Annotated in this window: 21 protein-coding genes and 2 tRNA genes; 17 read left to right on the top strand and 6 right to left on the bottom strand. The window is 32.3% G+C overall.

Going from position 1 to position 22480, the window contains the following annotated elements:
* Positions 1-11 precede the first annotated feature (11 nt).
* The 15 genes from NLJ00_RS11480 (at position 12) to NLJ00_RS11410 (ending at position 13385) form a co-directional block, all read left to right on the top strand.
* Positions 12-461 carry a GNAT family N-acetyltransferase gene (locus tag NLJ00_RS11480; protein WP_256637269.1) on the top strand — a complete coding sequence of 150 codons (450 nt, stop codon included), beginning with the start codon at positions 12-14 and terminating at the stop codon, positions 459-461.
* Positions 462-463: 2 nt separating this feature from the next.
* Positions 464-2077 (top strand): glycoside hydrolase family 3 protein, encoded by a 1614-nt coding sequence (locus tag NLJ00_RS11475; RefSeq protein WP_256637268.1) that lies wholly within the window; start codon positions 464-466, stop codon positions 2075-2077.
* A gap of 123 nt (positions 2078-2200) precedes the next feature.
* Positions 2201-2839, top strand: coding sequence for a peroxiredoxin (locus tag NLJ00_RS11470; protein WP_256637267.1), 639 nt, complete (start codon positions 2201-2203; stop codon positions 2837-2839).
* Positions 2840-3001: 162 nt separating this feature from the next.
* Positions 3002-3310: a thioredoxin family protein gene (locus tag NLJ00_RS11465; protein ID WP_007805605.1), complete on the top strand. Its 309-nt coding sequence runs from the start codon at positions 3002-3004 to the stop codon at positions 3308-3310.
* A gap of 106 nt (positions 3311-3416) precedes the next feature.
* Positions 3417-3674 carry a DUF6952 family protein gene (locus tag NLJ00_RS11460; protein WP_042566605.1) on the top strand — a complete coding sequence of 86 codons (258 nt, stop codon included), beginning with the start codon at positions 3417-3419 and terminating at the stop codon, positions 3672-3674.
* 361 nt (positions 3675-4035) lie between these two features.
* Positions 4036-4533: a thiol peroxidase gene (gene tpx, locus NLJ00_RS11455; RefSeq protein ID WP_053471126.1), complete on the top strand. Its 498-nt coding sequence runs from the start codon at positions 4036-4038 to the stop codon at positions 4531-4533.
* 13 nt (positions 4534-4546) lie between these two features.
* Positions 4547-4921, top strand: a complete 375-nt coding sequence (locus NLJ00_RS11450) for a diacylglycerol kinase (protein WP_053471127.1) — start codon at positions 4547-4549, stop codon at positions 4919-4921.
* Between the two features lie 13 nt (positions 4922-4934).
* Positions 4935-7382 (top strand): DNA translocase FtsK, encoded by a 2448-nt coding sequence (locus tag NLJ00_RS11445; protein ID WP_256637266.1) that lies wholly within the window; start codon positions 4935-4937, stop codon positions 7380-7382.
* 7 nt (positions 7383-7389) lie between these two features.
* Positions 7390-8082 (top strand): LolA family protein, encoded by a 693-nt coding sequence (locus NLJ00_RS11440; RefSeq protein WP_082356391.1) that lies wholly within the window; start codon positions 7390-7392, stop codon positions 8080-8082.
* 8 nt (positions 8083-8090) lie between these two features.
* A complete protein-coding gene (locus tag NLJ00_RS11435; protein WP_256637265.1) occupies positions 8091-9548 on the top strand; it encodes an LptF/LptG family permease in 1458 nt (485 codons plus the stop codon).
* A 2-nt stretch (positions 9549-9550) separates the two neighbouring features.
* A complete protein-coding gene (gene ribB, locus NLJ00_RS11430; RefSeq protein WP_053471130.1) occupies positions 9551-10681 on the top strand; it encodes a 3,4-dihydroxy-2-butanone-4-phosphate synthase in 1131 nt (376 codons plus the stop codon).
* Positions 10682-10686: 5 nt separating this feature from the next.
* Positions 10687-11085 (top strand): acyl-CoA thioesterase, encoded by a 399-nt coding sequence (locus NLJ00_RS11425; protein WP_053471131.1) that lies wholly within the window; start codon positions 10687-10689, stop codon positions 11083-11085.
* Between the two features lie 140 nt (positions 11086-11225).
* A tRNA-Ser gene (locus NLJ00_RS11420) sits at positions 11226-11310 on the top strand.
* Positions 11311-11453: 143 nt separating this feature from the next.
* A tRNA-Ser gene (locus tag NLJ00_RS11415) sits at positions 11454-11541 on the top strand.
* Between the two features lie 323 nt (positions 11542-11864).
* Positions 11865-13385: an amidohydrolase family protein gene (locus NLJ00_RS11410; RefSeq protein ID WP_256637264.1), complete on the top strand. Its 1521-nt coding sequence runs from the start codon at positions 11865-11867 to the stop codon at positions 13383-13385.
* A 122-nt stretch (positions 13386-13507) separates the two neighbouring features.
* On the opposite strand, the gene NLJ00_RS11405 is transcribed toward NLJ00_RS11410, so the two are convergent.
* From NLJ00_RS11405 to NLJ00_RS11395, 3 genes are read right to left on the bottom strand one after another with little or no spacing between them, the layout of a single operon-like run.
* Positions 13508-14221, bottom strand: coding sequence for an ABC transporter ATP-binding protein (locus NLJ00_RS11405; protein ID WP_180859373.1), 714 nt, complete (start codon positions 14219-14221; stop codon positions 13508-13510).
* Between the two features lie 55 nt (positions 14222-14276).
* Positions 14277-15527, bottom strand: a complete 1251-nt coding sequence (locus tag NLJ00_RS11400) for an efflux RND transporter periplasmic adaptor subunit (RefSeq protein ID WP_180859375.1) — start codon at positions 15525-15527, stop codon at positions 14277-14279.
* Positions 15528-15532: 5 nt separating this feature from the next.
* Positions 15533-16888, bottom strand: coding sequence for a TolC family protein (locus NLJ00_RS11395; RefSeq protein WP_256637263.1), 1356 nt, complete (start codon positions 16886-16888; stop codon positions 15533-15535).
* Between the two features lie 276 nt (positions 16889-17164).
* Here NLJ00_RS11395 and NLJ00_RS11390 point away from each other — a divergent pair, with 276 nt between their 5' ends.
* Positions 17165-18535, top strand: a complete 1371-nt coding sequence (locus NLJ00_RS11390; RefSeq protein ID WP_180859379.1) for a sigma-54-dependent transcriptional regulator — start codon at positions 17165-17167, stop codon at positions 18533-18535.
* Between the two features lie 124 nt (positions 18536-18659).
* Positions 18660-19871, top strand: a complete 1212-nt coding sequence (locus tag NLJ00_RS11385) for a sensor histidine kinase (RefSeq protein ID WP_256637262.1) — start codon at positions 18660-18662, stop codon at positions 19869-19871.
* Positions 19872-19914: 43 nt separating this feature from the next.
* Here the strand turns inward: NLJ00_RS11385 and NLJ00_RS11380 are convergent, their stop codons facing one another.
* From NLJ00_RS11380 to NLJ00_RS11370, 3 genes are all read right to left on the bottom strand, one after another.
* Positions 19915-20550, bottom strand: coding sequence for a 4'-phosphopantetheinyl transferase family protein (locus NLJ00_RS11380; protein ID WP_180859383.1), 636 nt, complete (start codon positions 20548-20550; stop codon positions 19915-19917).
* A gap of 138 nt (positions 20551-20688) precedes the next feature.
* A complete protein-coding gene (locus NLJ00_RS11375; protein WP_180859385.1) occupies positions 20689-21627 on the bottom strand; it encodes an ornithine carbamoyltransferase in 939 nt (312 codons plus the stop codon).
* Between the two features lie 31 nt (positions 21628-21658).
* Positions 21659-22384 carry a thioesterase II family protein gene (locus tag NLJ00_RS11370; RefSeq protein ID WP_256637261.1) on the bottom strand — a complete coding sequence of 242 codons (726 nt, stop codon included), beginning with the start codon at positions 22382-22384 and terminating at the stop codon, positions 21659-21661.
* Positions 22385-22480: the final 96 nt, after the last annotated feature.

Here is a 22480-nt window from a genome sequence, read left to right as displayed (position 1 = left end):
AGCAGTGAATAATGCCTAATATAAAACGAACAAACTCAGACGATATCGATTTTATAAATCTGGTTGTTTTATTAGATCAGGATTTAGCAATTAGAGACGGAGAAGATCATGCGTTTTACAATCAGTTTAATAAAACCGATAAAATAAAACACACGATTGTTTATTACGAAAATGGCATTCCTGTTGGCTGCGGCGCTTTTCGCGAAAAAGAAAGCGACAAAACCGAAATCAAACGAATGTATGTTCATCCTGATTATCGCAAAAAAGGAATTGCTTCAAAAGTTTTAGCCGAATTAGAAATTTGGGCGAAAGAAGTTGGCTATACTTATACTATTCTCGAAACTGGGAAAAACCAGCCCGAAGCCATAAATTTGTATCAAAAATTAGGTTACACAATCATTCCAAATTATCCGCCTTACGAAAAGATGGATAACAGCGTCTGCATGAAAAAGACTTTATAATAATGAAAATTACAGCCGAAGCATTACGACAAAAAATAGGACAATTCTTTTTTCCTGCCGTTTTTATAAACGATACCGAAGAAAATATTCAGGAAACCGAACGTTTGATAAAAGAACACAATATTGGTGGACTGACCTTTTTTCACAGTCGTGCAAGCGCTGCAACAAATTACGAAAGCAAGAAAAAAGTTGTTTTTAATGATGACAGCTATCAAAAAATAAAAGAACTTATTGTTCGTTACCAAAAAGCCGCTTCTACTCCACTTTTAATCAGTATTGATGCCGAATGGGGCTTAGCAATGCGTATCGAAAAAACGCCACAATATCCTTATGCGATTACACTTGGCGCATTACCTGAAAACAAAGCCGATTTAGTTTACGAAGTTGGAAAACAAATTGGTTTAGATTTAAAAGCTGCCGGAATTCAGTATAATTTATCGCCTTTGGCCGATATCAACAATAATCCAAATAATCCTGTTATTGGATATCGTTCTTTTGGTGAAAACAAAGAAAAAGTAGCCAATTTTGCAGTTGAATATTTAAACGGAATGTCGGAAGTTGGCGTTTTAGGTTGTCTGAAACACTTTCCCGGACATGGAAATACTAATGTCGATTCGCATTTAGGATTACCGGTTTTAAAAGAAACGCTGGAAGAATTATTAGAAAACGAATTATATCCGTTCATCAAAGGAATTGGAAATAATGTCGATTCGATTATGATTGGACATTTAGCCGTTCCAAGTTTAAATGATGGAAAAGATACCTCGGCAACATTATCAAAAGCTGTGATTCAGGATCTTTTACGCGACAAATTAGGTTATGATGGGTTGGTGATTTCTGATGCTTTAAATATGCACAGTGTTTCAAAATTATACGAAACCAAAGGTCAGCTGGAATGGGAAGCTTTTAATGCCGGAAATGATATTTTATGCTTCGCCGAAAATGTTCCCGAAGGAATCGAAGCTATCTTTAGAAATGCATCTCCAGATCGCATTTTCAAAAGCCATAGCCGAATCATGAAAGCTAAAGAAAAAGCAGGAATTCTTTCTGGAAACACTGCTGCTTCGGGCGAATTAAATTTCGAAAAAGCATCTGAATTAAATCTGGAAATTGCTCAAAATGCGATTACAACTATCATAAATAATTCAAATTCAGAATTAGCATTTGAAGCTCAGAAAAACAACAAATTAGCTAAACTGAGTTTATATAAAAATACCGAAAACACATTCTTCAAAACTTTAAATTCAGAATTAGAATCTCCTGAATTTGCTTTTGAAAATTTAGAAGTTTCGGATATTTCTGCAATCAAAAAAGAATTAGAAAATTTCGAAACTATTATCATTTCATTATTTGTTCCAAAAGCAAAACCAGCAAATAATTTCGAAATTGATAATGCAGTTTTAGAGCTTCTTTCTGATTTAATTCAAACCAAAAAATGCATTGTTTACGTTTTCGGAAATCCGTATGTTTTACCCATAATTCCGAATCTGAAAAAGGCTTCAGGATTAGTTCAGGCGTATCAGGATTTTGAAGAATTTCAAAAAACGGCAGCAATTCAATTTTTAGATAAAATTTCTTCAGACGGAATTCTCCCAGTAAACATTGATATACAATAAGTTAAAAAGTTAAATAGTCAAAATTTATCAACTTATAAGTTTTTATAATCACATCTTATTGTAAGAATATGTGCTTATACCCTACTTTTGCATCAAATAAATTTTTAACGTAAAACGAAAAATATGTCTTTAGTAGGAAAAAAATTCCCAAGTATTGCAGTAGATGCTATCTCAGAAATGGGTGACAATTTAAAAATCAACATTTTTGAAGAAGCATTAAACAACAATAAAAAAGTACTTTTATTTTGGTACCCAAAAGATTTTACTTTTGTATGTCCAACTGAATTACACGCCTTTCAAGCTGCATTACCAGAATTTGAAAAAAGAAATACTATCGTAATTGGTGCTTCTTGTGACACAAACGAAGTTCACTTTGCTTGGTTAAATACTCCAAAAAACAATGGTGGAATCGAAGGTGTTACTTACCCAATCTTAGCTGATACAAACCGTAACTTAGCTAACATTTTAGGTATTCTTGATATCGAATCTACAAGCTACAGCGAAGATACTGATTCAGTTATCATCGAAGGTTCAAACGTAACTTACAGAGCTACTTACCTTATTGACGAAACTGGAAAAATCTTCCACGAAAGTGTAAACGATATGCCATTAGGACGTAACGTAAACGAATACTTAAGAATGGTTGACGCTTACACTCACATCCAGACTAAAGGTGAAGTTTGTCCTGCTAACTGGGAAGCTGGTAAAGAAGCTATGTCTGCAGACAGAGTTAGTACTGCTGAATACTTAAGCGCTAACTAAGAAATAAAATTTCCAAATTTTTAAAATTCCAAATTCCAATTGGGATTTGGAATTTTTCTCTCTCAAAAAATCAATAATATTTTCAAAATTTAGATTTTCTAAATTCAATCGTAAGATTTGGAATTTGGAATTTATAAACTTGGAATTTAAATACAGAAAATTATGTTAATCGACTTAAACGAAGATACGTTAGCAGATTTAGTTGCTAAAAACGAAAAAGTAGTAGTACAATATTCAGCATCATGGTGTGGAAACTGCCGTATTATGAAACCAAAATTCAAAAAATTAGCAACAGAAAATGAAGCTATCACTTTTGTTTTGGTTGATGCAGAAAATTCTCCTGAATCAAGAAAATTAGCTAATGTAAGCAACCTGCCAACATTTGCAACTTTCGTAAACGGACAATTAGTTGGTGAAACTCAAACTAATAAACAAGAAGTTTTAATCGACCTTGTAAACGCAATTGCTTAAATTTAGATTAGTTAGACTGGCTTAGATTTTTAGACTTCTTAGAAGTACTATAAACTTTAAAAAGGTCTAAAATCTAAGAATGTCTAAAAATCTAAGAAATCTAAACATGAAATTACCAGTAATAAAGCAATTAACGCAGTTCATCGAAGAAAACGATCAGGATTATATCATTGAAACGATTGAAGTTCTGGAAGCTATGACCGAAATTCCTTCTCTTAAAGACGAAGAATTAGATGTAATTGGCGAATTGATTTCGAATATGTACGGTGCTCTTGAAGTACACAAAATGGTTTCTCAGGGAACTGATAAAAAAGAAGCTTTAAACGCGTTCATGAAACGTGTTTTAGGTTCAATCGATAAATAATATCGGCCTCTTTTTCAAATAAAAAACAAAAAAACATGACTGAAAAAGCGTTTCTGAAAAGAGACGCTTTTTTTTGTTTTCAGTTTTTAGTCGCAGTTTTCAGTTTATCCAATCTTTGTCAGGCTGAGCGAAGTCGAAGCCCACGCAAAGTATATCGATTTAGATTATGGAGTTACTTTATGTGGGCTTCGACTTCGCTCAGCCTGACAAAAATCCGTTTAATCTGTGTCATCTGCGTGCCATTACACACAAACCAAATTATAGATCAAACCTTACTATTAATCTCACCTTAAACCCTTAACAAATACTTTTAGATTCAAATATTAATCCTTACTTTTGAACCTCATTAAAAAAAATTATCATGGCTTCAATAACATTAGGAGGAAATCCAGTTCATACTTCAGGCGAATTACCAGCAGTTGGCTCTAAACTTGCTGATTTTAAATTAGTGCAAAACGATTTATCAGTTGCTTCTTTGAGCAATTTCGCTGGTAAGAAATTAGTTTTAAACATTTTTCCAAGTGTTGATACAGGAACTTGCGCAGCATCTGTTAGAAAATTCAACCAAAGTGCAAGCGGATTAGAAAACACTACTGTTTTATGTATTTCAAGAGATTTACCTTTCGCTCAAAAACGTTTTTGTGGTGCTGAAGGTTTAGAAAATGTAGTTAATTTATCAGATTTTCAAACAGGAGCTTTTGGTAAAGCAAATGGTTTAGAAATCACTGACGGACCTTTAGCAGGTTTACACTCAAGAGTTATTATTGTTGTTGATGCAAACGGAACAATTACTCATACAGAACAAGTTGCTGAAATTGCAAACGAACCAAATTACGAAGCGGCTTTAGCAGCACTATAATATTTTCCACTAAATGGAGTTTCAAAAAGATAATACTTTTGTTACAGGTCGCTTAAAGAGTGTAACTTACGCCTTTAAAGGAGCTGTAAAACTGATAAGAACAGAACACAGCGTTATGGTTCAATTCTCACTGGGAATTATTATGACCATTGCCGGGTTCTATTTTCATATTTCTCAAACCGAATGGCTATGTCAAACCTTAGCCATTGGTTTGGTTTTAAGCATTGAAGGATTAAATACGGCTGTTGAAAAAATCGCCGATTTTATCCACCCCGATTACAGCAGACGAATTGGGTTTATTAAAGATATTGCTGCAGGAGCGGTATTTTTTGCCGCCATGACAGCAATAGCGATTGGTTTGATAATTTATATTCCAAAATTTATATAGGCGGAACGCAAGAATGGCAAAAACAAAAAAAGAAACTGTAGACAAAAAAACCGAATCAAAAGTCGCCAGCATTAGATCCTGGTCATTATCCAAACAACAAAAATTTGTTTTGGGCTGCCTTTTGGTACTCTTTTCTATTGCATTATTAGTTGCATTTATTTCGTTTTATGTCAACGGACAATGGCAGACAGACCAAAGTGCGGTTTCTCAATTGGGAGATCGTGATGAAGTGGTGCAAAACTGGCTCGGAAAATTCGGGGCTTTTCTTGCAGACTTAATTGTGTACCGAGGTTTCGGTCTTGCCTCTTTTATAATTGTTCGTTTATTCTTTTTAACCGGATTATTTCTGGCATTAGAACTTTCGACCAAAAAATTAAAAAACACTTGGTTCTGGGATTTATTTGCCATTATCGTTGTTTCTATTTTATTCGGTTTTTTTGCTACTTCGGCACCAGAATTAGGTGGAACAATTGGTTATGAATTAAATCTTTTCCTTCAGGATTATATCGGGAAAACCGGAACTTTATTAACCTTACTTTTTGGACTGATCGTTTATTTGATTTTCAAAATAAAAGTATCTCCGGAAAAAATCCAGTCTTATTTTGATTCTACTAAAAATGAATTGAAATCAGAATTAAATTCTATCAAAAAACCACAGCAGGATTTAGAACCTGAAAGTGCTTATAATTTAGAAGAATTTGCAATTGAAGAAGATCCTGAATTGGATAATATTCATTTAAAAACAGATGATTCTAAATTCGAAATCAACAAAGAAGCTTTAAAACCAACAATCAATCATTCGTCAGAAATTGAATTAAATCCGATTTTAAAACCAATTCAGCCAAAACAAGAACTTCCATTAGTTTCTCCTGATGAAGCATTTGTAATTGAAAAAGCGGAAGAAGAAGATATTATTGAAGAAAACCTTGCTTCTCGCCTTGTTGCTGATTTCGGGTTATTTGATCCAACTTTGGATTTATCTAATTATAAATTCCCAACTATCGATTTATTAAAAGAATATTCGACGGGTGGAATTACCATTAATCAGGAAGAATTAGAAGAAAACAAAAATAAAATTGTAGATACGCTTCGTAACTACAAAATTGAAATTGCACAAATTAAAGCAACCGTTGGTCCATCGGTAACTTTATACGAAATTGTACCGGAAGCGGGAATCAGAATTTCAAAAATTAAGAGTTTAGAAGATGATATTGCATTGTCATTATCGGCTTTAGGAATTCGTATAATTGCTCCAATTCCTGGAAAAGGAACAATTGGTATTGAGGTTCCAAATAAGACTCCAACTATGGTTTCGATGAAAAGCGTTATTGGTGCTGCTAAATTTCAAGAAGCTGAAATGGAACTTCCAATCGCTTTAGGAAAAACCATTTCAAACGAAACTTTTGTGGTCGATCTTGCTAAAATGCCTCACTTATTGATGGCGGGAGCAACAGGACAAGGAAAGTCGGTTGGATTAAATGCGGTTTTAACTTCGCTTTTATACAAAAAACATCCGGCAGAAGTAAAATTCGTTTTGGTCGATCCGAAAAAAGTAGAGCTTACACTTTTCAATAAAATTGAAAGACATTATTTAGCAAAACTTCCAGATACGGAAGACGCTATTATTACTGATAACGCAAAAGTGGTCAATACTTTGAACTCACTTTGTACTGAAATGGACAATCGCTATTCTTTATTAAAAGATGCGATGGTTCGTAATATTAAAGAGTACAATGAAAAATTCAAAGCAAGAAAATTAAATCCAGAAGCCGGACACCGATTTTTACCTTACATCGTTTTGGTTGTCGATGAGTTCGCCGATTTAATTATGACTGCAGGAAAAGAAGTCGAAGTTCCGATTGCTCGTTTGGCCCAGCTGGCGCGTGCTATTGGTATTCACTTAATTATTGCAACCCAAAGACCTTCGGTAAACGTTATTACAGGTTTAATTAAGGCCAATTTCCCTGCAAGAATTGCATTTAGGGTAACTTCAAAAATTGACTCAAGAACAATTTTAGATACTCAGGGAGCTGACCAGTTAATTGGTCGTGGAGATTTATTGTACACAAACGGAAATGACGTAACGCGTGTACAATGTGCATTTATTGACACGCCAGAGGTTGAAAAAATTACAGATTTTATTGGTTCACAAAAGGCTTATGCCACAGCATATTTGCTTCCAGAGTTTGTTGGAGAAGAAACTGGCATTAATCTTGATATGGATATTTCCGAAAGAGATACCTTATTTAGAGAAGCTGCCGAGATTATTGTTAATGCGCAGCAGGGTTCTGCTTCATTACTGCAAAGAAAATTAAAATTAGGTTACAACAGAGCCGGTCGTTTGATCGATCAGCTGGAAGCAGCAGGAATTGTTGGACCATTTGAAGGCAGTAAAGCAAGAAGTGTGAACATTTTAGACTTAAGTGCTCTTGATCAATTCTTTAATAATGAACAAAATTAATCCAATCATGAGAACAAACATTCAGGAAATCAAAAACAATTCTATCACTAACATGACTAAAAAGTGTTTTCAAATGGCAGTTATCTTGCTTTTGAGCTTCACTTCTATTCAAGCTCAGGATAAAAAAGCTAAAGATTTATTGAACGAAGTGACTGCTAAAATAAAAAGCTACGATAATATTGTTATTGATTTTAAATATTCTCTAAATAATGCAAAAGAGAATATTAACCAGGACAGTAAAGGAAATGTAACCATGAAAGGTAATCAATATGTATTGAATTTTATGGGCGTTACTAAAATTTTTGACGGACAAAAAACATACACAATTGTTCCTGAAGACGAAGAAGTTACGGTTTCTAAAGTAAATGAAAAGGATGATAATGCTATCACGCCTTCAAAAATGCTTACTTTCTTTAATTCTGGGTACAAATACAATATGGATATCGTACAAAATGTAAAAGGAAGAAAGATTCAATACATTAAATTAGTACCAACTACCGGAAAAGATCAAAGAAAAGAAATTCTTTTAGGTATTGATGTTCAGACAAAACACATCTATAATTTGATTGAAACTGGAAAAAATGGTACAAAAACAACTTTAACCGTTAATTCTTTTAAAACCAATCAGCCATTATCAAAAAATCAATTTACCTTTGTAGCGAGTAAATACCCGAAATACTACATCAACAAATTAGATTAATCAGAAGGTTGAAAATTCTAGACAAATACTTATTAAAAACATTCTTAGTTACATTTACCACGGTATTTGTAATCCTTTTTTTCATATTCATACTTCAAACGGTATGGCTATTTATATCAGAACTAGCAGGTAAAGATCTCGACTTAATATTGGTCGTGAAATTCCTGCTTTTTTCTATGCCGCGTATTATACCGCTGGTTTTACCGTTATCGGTTCTTTTGGCTTCTATCATGACTTTCGGAAATTTAGCCGAGAATTATGAATTTGCTGCCATGAAATCTTCCGGAATCTCACTTCAAAGAGCGATGCGGGTTTTAATTATTTTTATATTCGTTTTGAGTATTGTAGCATTTTGGTTTGCCAATAATGTTATTCCTTTTGCCGAATATAAGTTTGTAAACTTTCGTAAAAATATCGCACAGGCAAAACCAGCCATGGCAATTGCCGAAGGTCAGTTTAACGATGTTGGAACTTACAACATTAAAGTCAACAAAAAATCTGGCGAGAACGGAAATATTCTTACTGGTGTTACTATTCACGAAAAGGCTAACAATTTTGGGGAAAACAAAACGGTTATTAAAGCCAAAGATGGTGAATTGATCAGTAATGAAAAATCAAGTATCTTGAAACTTGTTTTAAATGATGGTTATTATTATCAGGATGTTACTCCAAAAAAATACGAAGACCGTGCTAAACTTCCTTTTATAAAAGGCGCTTTTAAAAAGCATATCATTAACATTGATCTATCTGAATTAAATAAGGTTGACGACAGTAAAGAAAGTATTGCAGGTACAAATGCAATGCTTAATGTTAATGAATTACGTTATACTTTAGATTCATTAAACAAGAATCTGGATAATGAAATTATTTCATTTTCTGAGAATATAAATCAACGTGTTGGATTTAGAAGATCAAGCACTCTGGTTACTGATAAAGCAAAAAAGAAAAAAACTTTACCAAGTGATCTTTTGTCTTTATACAACAACAAAGAAAAAGTTGATGTTCTAAAAATGGCAAGCAGCAATGTTACCAGCAACGTTTTCTCTATTGAATCAACCCAAAAAGATTTAAAAGATAAACAGCGAGAAATCAACAAACACTTAACGGCTTTGTATGAAAAGTTTGTTATTGCTTTTGCTTGTTTTTTAATGTTCTTTATTGGTGCGCCTCTTGGAGCTATTATTAGAAAAGGCGGACTTGGTTTACCAATTGTTTTTGCGGTTTTAATTTTCATTACTTTCCATTTCATCAATACTTTTGGAAAAAGATTATCGCAGGAAGGCGGAATGACTCCTTTTATGGGTTCATGGATGTCGTCGTTTATTCTTTCGCCATTAGCAGTATTATTAACCTATCGTGCTACAAATGATAACGGATTAATTAATTTTGATGCGATAACTACCCCAATCTCACAACTATTTCAAAAAATTTCCGAGCGGTTTTCACCAGCTCAAAACAAAGAATAATTATGTCAACAAAAATTCAACTGAATACCATTGAAGAAGCTATAGAAGATATTCGTCAAGGTAAAGTAATCATTGTAGTTGATGATGAAGATCGTGAAAATGAAGGTGACTTTTTAGCTGCTGCCGAAAAAGTTACTCCTGATATGATCAATTTCATGGCTACTCACGGACGTGGATTAATCTGTACACCACTTACAGAAAGCCGTTGCAAGGAGCTTGATTTACGCGCTATGGTTACTAATAATACAGATCATATGGAAACTGCCTTTACGGTTTCTGTTGATTTAAAAGGAAATGGTGTTACAACCGGAATTTCTGCTGCTGACAGATCTAAAACAGTACAATCATTAGTTGATCCAAATACAAAACCACATGATTTAGCGCGTCCTGGACATATTTTTCCTTTAATTGCTAAACAAGGTGGAGTTTTAAGAAGAACAGGGCACACAGAAGCCGCAATTGATTTTGCAAGGCTAGCAGGGTTTAAACCTGCAGGTGTTATCTGTGAAATTTTAAATGAAGACGGAACGATGTCTCGTTTGCCTGAACTTATTAAAGTGGCAAAGAAATTCGATTTAAAATTAGTTTCGATTGAAGATTTGGTTGCTTACAGAATGCAGCACGACAGTCTTATCATTAAAAAAGAAGATTTTGATATCGAAACCCGTTTTGGAACTTTTAGATTAAGAGCTTACGAGCAGACTACAAATAAACAAATTCATATTGCTTTAACGAAAGGAACATGGAATCTTGGAGAACCAATTTTGACGAGAATCCACTCTTCTCAGGTTAATAATGATTTATTAGGAACATTGACTAATAATGCAGAACAGCAGTTAGATGATATGTTTAAGGTTATTAATGAACATGGTAAAGGTGCGGTTATTTTTATTAACCAAGACATGACGGCTGTAAATTTATTAAACAGAATTTCTGAACTTAAAACTTTGCAGGCACAAGGAACATTAAAAGCACCAAAAGTTATCATAGATAGTAAAGATTACGGAATTGGGGCTCAAATCCTTCATGATATTGATATTTCTAAGATTAGATTAGTTTCGAACACGGAACAAACAAAACGTGTCGGAATGATTGGATATGGCCTTGAAATCACTGAATACGTAACTTACTAATCTTTATGGGTACATTAGAAGAAAGAATTTTAAAATCTGAAACACATATTTTCAAAGCGGTTTTCCCGAGTACAACGAATCATTATGATACTTTATTTGGAGGAACTGCGCTTCATTTAATGGACGAAGTGGCTTTTATTTGCGCTACTCGCTTCAGCCGTAAAAAAGTAGTTACAATATCTACAGGTCAAATTGACTTTAAAAAAGCAATTCCAGCTGGTACTTTAATCGAATTGGTTGCAAAAGTTGTTAGCGTGGGAAGAACAAGCTGTAAAATTCATGTTGATATTTTTATGGAACAAATGTATACTGAGCTTCGTGAAACAGTAGTTTCAGGAACTTTTTCGTTTGTTGCTGTTGATGAAAACAAGAAACCAACGCCAATTTTGGACAATTTGGATTAATTTTTTCAAAAATCTCTTTCTAGGAAATACTGATAATTAGACACTTGTAAATTATTTTAAAAAAGTTTCAAAAAAAGTTTTCAGAACCGAAAAACCGTCTTATATTTGCACCCGCAATCAGGCAATGATAGCAACATACTGGAGAAATGGCAGAGCGGTCGAATGCGGCAGTCTTGAAAACTGTTGACTGTAACAGGTCCGGGGGTTCGAATCCCTCTTTCTCCGCACAAATTCAAAACCCTTAACTTTTGTTAAGGGTTTTCTTTTTTATAATATTATTTTCTTTGTAAATAGTTTCAAAAAAGTTTTCTCAATTAAAAAAACACCTTATATTTGCACTCGCAATCACGAAACGATAGCGACATACTGGAGAAATGGCAGAGCGGTCGAATGCGGCAGTCTTGAAAACTGTTGACTGTAACAGGTCCGGGGGTTCGAATCCCTCTTTCTCCGCCAGTAGAAGTTTCAAAAGAAACTTTAAAATCAAAAACCTTTAAACATTACTGTTTAAAGGTTTTTTCTTTATTATCTATATCTTAAAAAGTGCATCTTCTATAAGCTTAACCATTAGTTATTCTATTTAAACTAATCTGTTTCTCCAAGCTTTACATATCCTTACATTGTTGAACATTACTTTTTTCATCTGCTGGTAAATTATCTAACTATGGTTCTCCATCTTTTTATTTATGCACAGAATAAACTCACACAGCAAACGTTTATACCTTAAATTACCGCTCTTTTTAATGTATATTTACATTTAAAATCCAAATAATTAATTCATGAAAAAAATATGGTTCAGGAGGTTTATATATGCCATTATAATATTGTTAGTCCTTATTATCTGCGTTTTTATCTGGTCAGATAATGAATTAAATAAAGTTTTAGGTAAATCAACTAAAGTCATTCCCATTTCTTCTTTTGTAAAGCCCTCCAAAACAATTCAAATAAAAAATGTCAATGTACTTTCAGAAGATTGTACTTCTTTTATTAAAAACCAGACAATAGTCATTGAAAATGGAAAGATAGTCAGCTTGGGAAAAAATCAACCTTTGGACAGCACAGCTATTATAATAGATGGAACAAATAAATTTTTAATTCCAGGTCTTATAGATTCACACGTTCATTTAAAAGAAAGTCAAAACGACCTATTTCTATATTTAACTAATGGTATCACTTATATTAGGGAAATGGCCGGAAGACCTGTAACTTTAGAATGGAGAAAGGAACAAAAGAAAAATGGCATTGGCCCCAGAATGTTTATTGCATCTCCTCCAATATATAGCGAAAGTGGATTAAGCGGTTATTATTTTAGCTGGACAAGACAGGCTATTAATTATTCAACTAAAGTGGATGCCCAAAAAGAAATTAAAAAGATAAAAGAACAAGGATACGATGCCGTTAAAATGTACGGTTTTGTTAATCCCGAAATGTATAAAACGACAATTGAGTTTGCCAAAGAAAACAACCTTCCTGTTATAGGACACATTCCTTTGGTTAACTTAGACACTTTGTACCATTCAGGTCAAAAAGAGGTTGCTCACGTTGAAGAATTAACCATCAAAAATATGGATGATTTTGGAAAATCAATTTCTAAAAATCCAAAAGAATATATTAATTTCTTAAAAATACAGTCAAAGCTAATAGCCAAAAAATTAAAGGAAAACAATATTTGTGTAACCTCAACTATTTCGTTAGTTGAAAGTTTTCCAAAACAGAGATTCGACTTAAAATCCAGACTCAGAGAAATAGAATTAAAATACGCTAATCCTAAAATTATTGAAGGCAGTCCAATATATAAGTTAGGCTGGTTACCTGGTAAAAATGGATACGAATATGATGGCGAGGATAATCCTGAAGCATTAAAATCGTCGTTAACTTTCTGGAACACGTATGTTGAAGCTATCCATATTATGACAAAAGCGTTAATTGAAAATAACGTTACAATTATGGCAGGGACAGATGCAAACGTTGCTACTATTGTTCCGGGTTTTTCGCTTCATAATGAGCTGCAATCTTTAGCTAAGGCAGGAATGACAAACTCACAAGTACTTTATTCTGCAACTGTTGAACCTAGCAATTGGCTAAAAAGCAAAACAGGAAAAATAAAAACAGGATATAATTCAGATTTAATTCTTCTTTCAAAGAATCCATTAGAAAATATTAAAAATACAAAAACTATAGAAAGTGTTTTCTTTGGAAAATATATGATGAATAAAAATCAAATCACAAGTATTTTGAAAGCTATAGAAAATGCAAATAATGAAAACAGGAGTATCAAAATTGACGAGTTTTTAAATTAATCAAAGTATAATTTTCCTGGATTAGATAAAAAAAAACCTGCAGATCTGCAGGTTTTTTTCACTCAATTATCTAAAAATTTTATTGTACAGCATCTTTTGCTTTCACTTGATGCAGTACTTTTTTATACTAAACTTTGAGCCACAGCTGCTGTTGCTAACGGAGATGTTTTTACTTCGCTCATTATTTGTCCATCGAATAGGTTAATTACTCTATGTGCATAATGAGAATCTCTATCTGAGTGGGTTACCATTACAATAGTAGCACCTTCCTTATTTAATTCAGTTAACAAATTCATCACTTCAATTCCATTTTTAGAATCCAGGTTACCTGTAGGCTCATCTGCTAAAATTAATTTAGGTCTTGTTATTACAGCTCTTGATATAGCTACACGCTGCTGCTGTCCTCCAGATAATTGTTTTGGAAAATGGCTTTCTCTGTGAGCAATTTTCATTCTTTTAAGAACTTCTAATACTCTTGCTTTTCGTTCACTTTTACTGATATTAAGATACATTAAGGGTAATTCTACGTTCTCAAAAACCGTTAATTCTTCAATTAGATTAAAACTTTGAAATACAAAACCTAAGTTTCCTTTTCGCAAAGTGGTAAGTTCTTGCTCTTTAAAACCTGCTACTTCAATATCATTAAATTTATAGCTTCCTTCTGAAGGATTATCCAGCATACCTACAATATTTAACAATGTTGATTTTCCACAGCCTGACGGTCCCATAATAGCAAGAAATTCTCCCTCTGCTACATTCAAATTGATATCATTCAACGCTAGAGTTTCAATATCTTCTGTTCTAAAACTCTTTTTTAAATTTTTAATTTTTATCATCTTTCTATATTTTTTAAGTATTTGTATGCAATTTATCTTGTTAATGTATTGTTTGCTAATTTAATATTATTTTGTCAACTTCCTTAAATCCTTCGTAACCAGAAATTATAACATTTTCTCCACCATTAAGACCTTCTAAAATTTCATAATATTTTGAATTTTGTCTTCCAATTCTAATTGGTCTTTTTAATGCCTGTTCTGTCTTATTATCTACAACAAAAACCCATTGTCCGCCCGTGCTGTTAAAGAAACTGCCTTTTGGTAACAAAATCCCTTTTTTAGATTCTCCCAGCTGTAATTTAATATTATAACTTTGACCGGTTCTTATATTTTCTGGTTTGCCACCTACAAAAACAAGATCAATTTTAAATTTTCCATCACGAACTTCCGGATAAACTTTTTGTATTCTTAAAGGATATTCTGTGTTGTTACGCTGTAAACTTGCTGATAAATCATTTTTTACACGATCAATATAATGTTCATCTATTGTGGCTTCAATTTTATAGTTGGTTAGTACATTTATTTGTCCTATACGGTCACCAGGGCTAATATTTTGTCCTACTTCTGCATTAAGAAGTCCAAGCTGCCCATCTGCAATAGCTTTCACATTTAAATGATCCAATCGTTGATACACCATATTTAATATTTTTTTCATGCGTACTAAATCGGCATCTAAACTTTTAAACGATGTGTTTCTTAGTTTACTGTCACTATCTGCTTGTGTTTTATTTATAACGTACTGTTCTTTGGTAAGGTTATACTTTTCTTTCGATAGTAAATATTCTTCTTTAGAAATAAGTTTTTCTTTATATAAAGATTCATTTTGCTCGTAATTTCTTTTAAGCTTTTGAAGATCATATTGAGAATTAACAAGATCTTTTTGATCTGTTAACTGTCTTGTATCAAAAGCCAGTTTTGTAGATCTTAAATCGTTTTGTTTTAGGGCAAGATTACTTTCGCTTGTTAGAATTTGCTCGTACAGGTCTAAGTTTTCCAGTTTTAAAATTACATCCCCTTTTTTAACCATATTTCCTTCTTCTACTAGTTTTTCTTTTACCCTTCCTCCTTCGTATGCATCCAGGTAGATTGTAGAAATTGGGGCAATATTACCATTGATTGTAATATAGTCATCAAACTTGCCCTGAGTAACCTGAGCGATTGATAATTTATTTTTTTCAATGTCATATGTGCCTAATGAGTCACTTAAAAATACTTTAAACACTACAGCAATCACTACGATTGTTAGTACCGCATAGCCCACATGCTTAAGTTTTAGGCCTTTTTTCTTTTCAATTCGAATGTCCATATTAATTAGTTCTTGATGTTAAAAATTGATAATCCTTTATAAAAATCCAATGTTTTTTTGTTGACTTTTAGTTTTATTTTTACCTGCAAATTTTCATTCTTGGAGTTAGCATACAGAGTTTTTGACTGATACAGGTCTATATCACTTATTAATCCTAATTCATACTTTCTCTGTTCTATCTTAAATGCAAGTTCTCTTGTTGCTATTTTTTGATTGCTTTGCTCGAATTCTTTTTCAAAAGCTTTTTGATTTTGCACTAATTCCTGAATCAGTCTATAGAGTTCTTGTTTTTGTAGATTCAGATTATTATTAGCCCTTTCAAATTCTATCTTTTTTTGTTTGATATTTGAGTGGGCAGACCAACCGTTAAAAATTGGGATCTTTAATGAAAAACCAACCTGCTGCGCTGCATTATTACTGAACTGGTTCTTGAATGGAATCGTTTTTCCGTTTTCATCAAAGGAAGTTTCATAATATCCTGTACCATACGCTCCAAATAATGTTAAAGTTGGATATAAGGCCCCTTTCGCTATCGAAACATCTTTCATCGCTGCCTGAGTTTTAAATTCTTCAGATTTTATCAGCGGAACAAAACTCTTTGCCGTCTTAAAAATTGATTCATAATCTTCTAAAGCAGGATCGCTATCAGGCATATCAAATTCATTTGATGGTTCTGCTAATGAAATCTTGCTTATATCCCCTAAATTCATTTCCTGAATAAGTTTTAATTGAGCAATTGCTAAGCTGTTCTCATGTTGAGTAAGCAGTAATTTATCTGAAACTAATGTAGATTCTGCTTCATACAAATCAGTACCAGCCTTTAAGCCCAAATCTATTTTTCTTTTAACAAGGTCATAATTAGTTTGTGAGATTTCTAATTGTTCTTTAGATATAACTACTAACCCCTGATAAAAATAAATATCATAAAAAGCGACCATTACTCTAAAAGCCAGCATATATTTTTCATGTAATAAATCCTGTTGTGCAGCATTTTGTAATAACTTTGTCAATCTAATTGTATTTATTTTTTGGAAGCCTTTAAATAAATCAACAGAAGACTGTAAAGTATATTCGTTTGTAAAAAAGCTTGTAGTTGTATAATTATTATTAATAGGGTCAATAGAACGCCCATATCGAGTACTATAACCTAAAACTCCCTCAATTGCGGGCAATAAGCTTCTAACAGATTGTTTATGAGTTTCTTTATTTGCTTGAAAATTATACTTGTACTCATTCAATTTAAGATTGTGCTCAACTGCATAGTCTATGCATTGATCTAATGTCCAAGATTGTTGAGCGATTGCTGATTTAGAAATCAAAAAGAGTATAATTACAGTTTTAATATTATTTTTAATATTCATATATTAGTTGTTTATAACGGAATTCAAATTATTCTTTTTCTACTGCTACCGTTTATCCAAGCGTCGTGCCAAAAAAATACACAATTCATTATCAAACACTTACAACAAATATTTAAAAAACACCTTTTTAAAAGTGTCAAATATTTTTACACTCAGTGTCGAATATCTTAACAATTAAAATCAGAATTCGCTTATTATTTTTATATTTGTTACAACGAACCACACTTTTTTAGTTCTGATTTTCTCCTAAAAACAACTTCTCAATAAGCCTTTTTTATGATTGACGGAAAAATTTTGATAATTGATGATAACAAAAGTGTATTGAGTGCTTTAGAAATTCTCTTGCAATTTGAATACAAGCACATTGAAACGTTATCTAATCCAAATCAAATTTCATCTTTTAAAAATTTAATTGATTTTGATATTGTCTTATTAGATATGAATTTTTTAGCCGGTGTTAATAACGGAAATGAAGGGCTGTATTGGCTAAAAGAGATAAAAAAGAAGGCTCCAGACATTTCGGTTATTATGATTACATCTTATGGAGCTATCGATTTAGCTGTAGATGCTTTGAAGGCCGGGGCTTCTGACTTTATACTTAAACCCTGGAATAACGATAAACTTTTATCCACCATAAAATCAGTTTATTTATTAAAAAAATCTTTAAAAGAAAGAAATAAACCAAAAACGAATGAAAAAGGTTTAAAAGAGATTAATGATCAGAATGAAAGCTCTATTATTGGTAATTCTAAAGAATTATTATCCCTTCTTCATCTAACTCAAAAAGTAGCAAAGACTGATGTTAGTGTTTTAATAACCGGTGAAAATGGTACCGGAAAAGAGGTAATTGCTCAAGAACTGCATAGACTTTCGAACAGAAAAAATGAAATATTTATCTCGGTAGATATGGGTTCTATTTCTGAGTCACTTTTTGAAAGTGAACTTTTTGGACATATGAAAGGGGCATTTACAGATGCCAAACAGGACAGAATTGGTAAATTTGAAGCTGCAAATGGAGGTACATTATTTTTAGATGAAATTGGAAACCTGTCACTTCAATTACAAGCTAAACTTCTTTCGGTACTACAAAACAGAATTATTGTTAGAGTGGGCTCTAATAAGCCTATTCCTGTTAACATTCGCTTAGTTTGTGCGACAAACTGCAATCTGCATCAAATGGTTGCCGACGGTGTTTTTAGAGAAGATTTACTTTATAGAATCAACACTATTCATCTTGAAGTTCCTTCATTGCGAGATCGTGATAAAGACATTTTACTTTTGGCAGATTTTTATTTAAAAAAAATGTCTTCTAAATACGACAGACCAGACATGAAAATTGATGTTGCAGCTCAGGAAAAATTAATGGCTTATTCCTGGCCAGGGAATGTCAGGGAATTACAGCATACCATTGAAAGAGCTATAATTTTATGCGAAAGCAATGTTTTAAAACCAGATGACTTTTTGTTAATCAATAAATCCTCGGCATCTCCAAACACTCAGCCAAATACTTTGGACGAAATGGAAGAGATAATGATAAACAGGGTTTTAAATGAAAACAATTCTAATTTAAGTGCTGCTGCCAACCAACTAGGTGTTTCAAGGCAAACCTTGTACAATAAAATAAAGAAAAGAAAAAGCAATGGTTAACATAAATTTTTATTTAAATATTGTATTACGGATTGTTTTTATTACGATATCTTCTCTTGGATTTGCATTCTGTTTTGATAGAGAATTTTATATATTTTCTTTTCTGTTTCTTTTTATTTTAATATTGCAAGTATTATTATTTATACGATACATCAATTATACAAACAGGAAATTATCCCATTTTTTAAATGGTATTGAAAATGAAGATTTTACACTGCACTTTCCTGAAAAAGATCTTATAAAACCTTTTAAAAACCTTAACCAGAGTCTTAATAAGGTTAATAGCTTAATCCATGAACTGCATTTAAAAAAACAAGCTCAGGAACAGTTTTATCATGAAATATTAAAACAAGCCAATATTGGAATTTTTGCTTTTAATGAAAATGGTCATATTATTTACTCAAACCCTACTGTAGAAAATTTACTTAACTACAGACCTCTAAATCATATTAAACAACTGAGGCAGGTTGATGAAAAATTATTTTCTTTTTTTGATAACTTAAAACCTTTTGAACAGAAACTTTTTCAGATAACAAATGAGAGAGAAAAAAAACAGCTTTCAATAAAATCCAGCACTATCAACATACATAAGGAAAATCTTTTTTTAGTTACTATACAGGATATTAATAAGGAATTAGAGGAGAAAGAAACAGATTCATGGATAAAACTTATTAAGGTTTTAACGCATGAAATTATGAATTCAATAGCACCAATTACATCAATTTCTGAATCTATTTTAAAGTATTATAAAGTCAATAATAAACTAATTCCAATTAGTGAGTTTGACGAAAAACATATAATAAATACTGCTAAAGGTTTAGAAATTATTAGTGAGCAGGGTGATAATTTGATGAGTTTTGTTAGATCTTACAGAACATTATTAAGTGTTCCTGTACCCGAAAAAGAAATGGTTCCCGCTAAAACATTATTAGACAATATATTTTTACTAATAAATCCAAATAATGATACTGTAAAAATAGATATTGAGATAGTTCCTGAAAATTTAGAATTGTATATAGATAAAAAACAAATTACTCAGGTATTGATAAATTTGGGTAAAAATGCGCTGCAGTCATTGAACGATCAGGAAAATGGTATTATAAAAATTTCTGCCGGTATAAAAAATCAGGATAAAAAATTCATCATGCTTTCTGATAATGGTCCGGGAATAACGGCAGAGTTAATGGAAGAAATTTTTGTTCCTTTCTTTACTACAAAAACTACAGGAACAGGTATAGGACTAAGTTTGTCTAAACAAATTATGCGTTTACACGATGGCACCATTAAAGTACATTCGATTCCAAATATAGAAACAAGGTTTGTTTTAAATTTTTAAATAACTATTTCCAGACAAAAGAGGGATTACTAAAAGTTTGACATCATAGATAATCTAACGAATCATATTGAAGTGCATATTCTTCTATTTTTTTTGAAGATGCCAAATGCATTGCATATTCTTTATCAATTGCAATTTCGAGTAAATAATAAAATTTATCCTCTACTTCTACCTTTATTTCTGTTGTATCAACATTCCTTAAAGGAATTTGTAATCCTCTGCCATCGGCTTTGATTACTGCTTCTTTACGTGTCCAGTATTTATAAAAATGTTTCTCGCTGGTAATATTATTTTTCTCCTTTGAAGTAAAAACAGAACTAAAATTTTCAATATCGATAGTTTTTATTTTTTCAATATCGATTCCTATATTCTCTTTTTCATCTGTACTTATTACGCATACAATATAATCCTCAGAGTGTGATATATTAAAACTAAAAGTGTCATAAGAAAAATAAGGTTTCCCATATTGGTTTTTCTTCATTATCGCTAAAGAATCCTGATATCCTAATTTAAGCATGCCTTGTTTTAACAGCAGCTTTCCATATAAAAAAGAATGTGCATCCTCCCAGCGTCTGAATTTCTCAATTTTATTTTGCATATCATCAGGAAGCAACGAAACTGCTTTTATATACTTTTCATCCGTTAATTGCTTGCAAAGCGTATAATAAACTATTGTCATAAAGGAAGGAAAAATTAATTCATTAAGAAAGGCAGAATCATATTCAAAATATGTCCTGCCTTTTATTCTTTAAAGCTAAAAAAATTGTAGTATTTTGTTTAAAAAACTCGTTTTTTTTTCAAAATCATATCAATACATTTATTGCATACACCATTCAAGAACTGCTTTTGCACTATGTGCTTTGTTTTCTGCCTGTTCAAAAACGATACTTCTATCTCCATCAATTACTTCTGCTTCAACCTCTTCTCCTCTGTGAGCTGGAAGGTCATGCATAAAAATTGCGTTAGGATATCTTGACATAAGTTTTTGTGTGATTGCAAAAGGTTCAAATATGTCTCTCCAGTTGACATCTAATTTTACAGTTCCTGTTGTTTGCCAGCGTGTAGTATAGATTACATCTGCATTTGCCGGCAGAAATTTTAGATCATGATATTCAGCGATAACTGTATTTCTTCCTGCTCCTTCTTTTTGTGCATAATGTAAAATTTGAGGATCAATTTGATAATTTGGCGGTGTAAAAAAGCTGATTTTTACATTTGAAAATTTGGCAAATGCTAAAGCTAATGCTGATGCTGTATTATTTCCTTCTCCCAGATAAATAATCTCAAGGCCTTTGATTTCTCCAAAATAGCGTTTCATTGTTGTTAAATCAGCTAAAGCCTGTGTTGGATGTTCATCTTCGGTCATGGCATTCACGATTGACATTCTTTGCTGATTTGCAAAAATTCTGAGCAAAGCTGGAGATTCTCCGGTTCTTACTACTAAACCATCCAGCATTTGAGAAAGTACCTGCAAAGTATCACTCAAATTTTCACCTGTATTTATCTGTAAATCATTTGGGCCATACGAAATAACTTGTGCCCCTAGTCTAAGCGCCGCCGTAGAAAAAGAGGTTCTTGTTCTTGTAGAAGTTTTTGTAAAATATATCCCTACTATTTTACCTTGTAATTGATGGCCAAGTTCGACCATACCATTTGCATATTCGATACCTCTATTAACTATATCAAGTGTTTCCTGTACTGACAAATCTACCAGAGAAATGACATGTTTATTTTCTTTTACTGTTGTAAGACTCATTTTATTTTGTTTTTAAATACAATAGTTACTCTTAAATTAAAAATTCTAAGTTTTGCTGCACTAAGCTGGCATTAATAATTTTAATAACCGCATCTTTTTCTTTTAAAAGGAAAAAATGTCCACCTTCAATATAATATATCGAGCATCTTTTTGTTGTATGTGCTTTCCATTTAACCGCTGTGTCGCGTGAAATCCCTTCACTTTCCCCTATTAATACTGAAATATTTACTTTCAAAGGGATTATTTCCGGTCTGTGAACCATTGTTTCAGCTATGGCAAAATCACTTCTCAGTAAAGGAATAAATATTTTACTTAACTCCGGATGTTGAAAAATTTCAGGAGGTGTTACTCCCAAAGCTAAGACTTTTTCCTGAAACTCTTGTGGCCCCATAAGTGACCACAATTCCCTTACTCTTTGTACATCTGGCGGATATCTTCCGGAAAAAAAAGCATGTATCGGCGGCCTCATGCCCAATGACATAATTTTTTGAAGGACTTCGTAACCTAACGAAGCCCCCATACTATGTCCAAAAATTGCATAATCAGATTTAGAAATATCATCGGATATCTGATTGAAAATATCCTCTACTGCTTCTTCTAAATTTGCATAACAATCTTCGGCTATTCGAATACCGCGCCCGGCTAGTTCAATAGGGCATAATTCGATACTATCTGCTAATCCTGTTCCCCAATTTCTGTAAATACTTGATGCTCCTCCGGCAAATGGCAAGCAAAAGAGTTTTATTTTTTCTGTCATTGCATATTAATTTTATAGGATTATTATCTAATTTACTTACGTCAACATTCACTTTAAAAAATATCTTTATTTAAATTAAATTTGATATTTCTGCAG

The organism is Flavobacterium panici (genome assembly GCF_024499525.1).
Classification (GTDB): domain Bacteria; phylum Bacteroidota; class Bacteroidia; order Flavobacteriales; family Flavobacteriaceae; genus Flavobacterium; species Flavobacterium panici.
Note: the sequence above shows the minus strand (reverse complement) of the source record. Positions and strands in the feature narration are given on the sequence as shown.

Coding starts and splice junctions, on each gene's coding strand:
- NLJ00_RS11375 (WP_180859385.1), bottom strand. CDS start 21,627: ATGAGTCTTACAACAGTAAAAGAAAATAAACATGTCATTTCTCTGGTA.
- NLJ00_RS11410 (WP_256637264.1), top strand. CDS start 11,865: ATGAAAAAAATATGGTTCAGGAGGTTTATATATGCCATTATAATATTG.
- NLJ00_RS11460 (WP_042566605.1), top strand. CDS start 3,417: ATGAAATTACCAGTAATAAAGCAATTAACGCAGTTCATCGAAGAAAAC.
- NLJ00_RS11440 (WP_082356391.1), top strand. CDS start 7,390: ATGAGAACAAACATTCAGGAAATCAAAAACAATTCTATCACTAACATG.
- NLJ00_RS11445 (WP_256637266.1), top strand. CDS start 4,935: ATGGCAAAAACAAAAAAAGAAACTGTAGACAAAAAAACCGAATCAAAA.
- NLJ00_RS11450 (WP_053471127.1), top strand. CDS start 4,547: ATGGAGTTTCAAAAAGATAATACTTTTGTTACAGGTCGCTTAAAGAGT.
- NLJ00_RS11480 (WP_256637269.1), top strand. CDS start 12: ATGCCTAATATAAAACGAACAAACTCAGACGATATCGATTTTATAAAT.
- NLJ00_RS11380 (WP_180859383.1), bottom strand. CDS start 20,550: ATGACAATAGTTTATTATACGCTTTGCAAGCAATTAACGGATGAAAAG.
- NLJ00_RS11475 (WP_256637268.1), top strand. CDS start 464: ATGAAAATTACAGCCGAAGCATTACGACAAAAAATAGGACAATTCTTT.
- NLJ00_RS11400 (WP_180859375.1), bottom strand. CDS start 15,527: ATGGACATTCGAATTGAAAAGAAAAAAGGCCTAAAACTTAAGCATGTG.
- NLJ00_RS11370 (WP_256637261.1), bottom strand. CDS start 22,384: ATGACAGAAAAAATAAAACTCTTTTGCTTGCCATTTGCCGGAGGAGCA.
- tpx (WP_053471126.1), top strand. CDS start 4,036: ATGGCTTCAATAACATTAGGAGGAAATCCAGTTCATACTTCAGGCGAA.
- NLJ00_RS11425 (WP_053471131.1), top strand. CDS start 10,687: ATGGGTACATTAGAAGAAAGAATTTTAAAATCTGAAACACATATTTTC.
- NLJ00_RS11470 (WP_256637267.1), top strand. CDS start 2,201: ATGTCTTTAGTAGGAAAAAAATTCCCAAGTATTGCAGTAGATGCTATC.
- NLJ00_RS11390 (WP_180859379.1), top strand. CDS start 17,165: ATGATTGACGGAAAAATTTTGATAATTGATGATAACAAAAGTGTATTG.
- NLJ00_RS11405 (WP_180859373.1), bottom strand. CDS start 14,221: ATGATAAAAATTAAAAATTTAAAAAAGAGTTTTAGAACAGAAGATATT.
- ribB (WP_053471130.1), top strand. CDS start 9,551: ATGTCAACAAAAATTCAACTGAATACCATTGAAGAAGCTATAGAAGAT.
- NLJ00_RS11465 (WP_007805605.1), top strand. CDS start 3,002: ATGTTAATCGACTTAAACGAAGATACGTTAGCAGATTTAGTTGCTAAA.
- NLJ00_RS11395 (WP_256637263.1), bottom strand. CDS start 16,888: ATGAATATTAAAAATAATATTAAAACTGTAATTATACTCTTTTTGATT.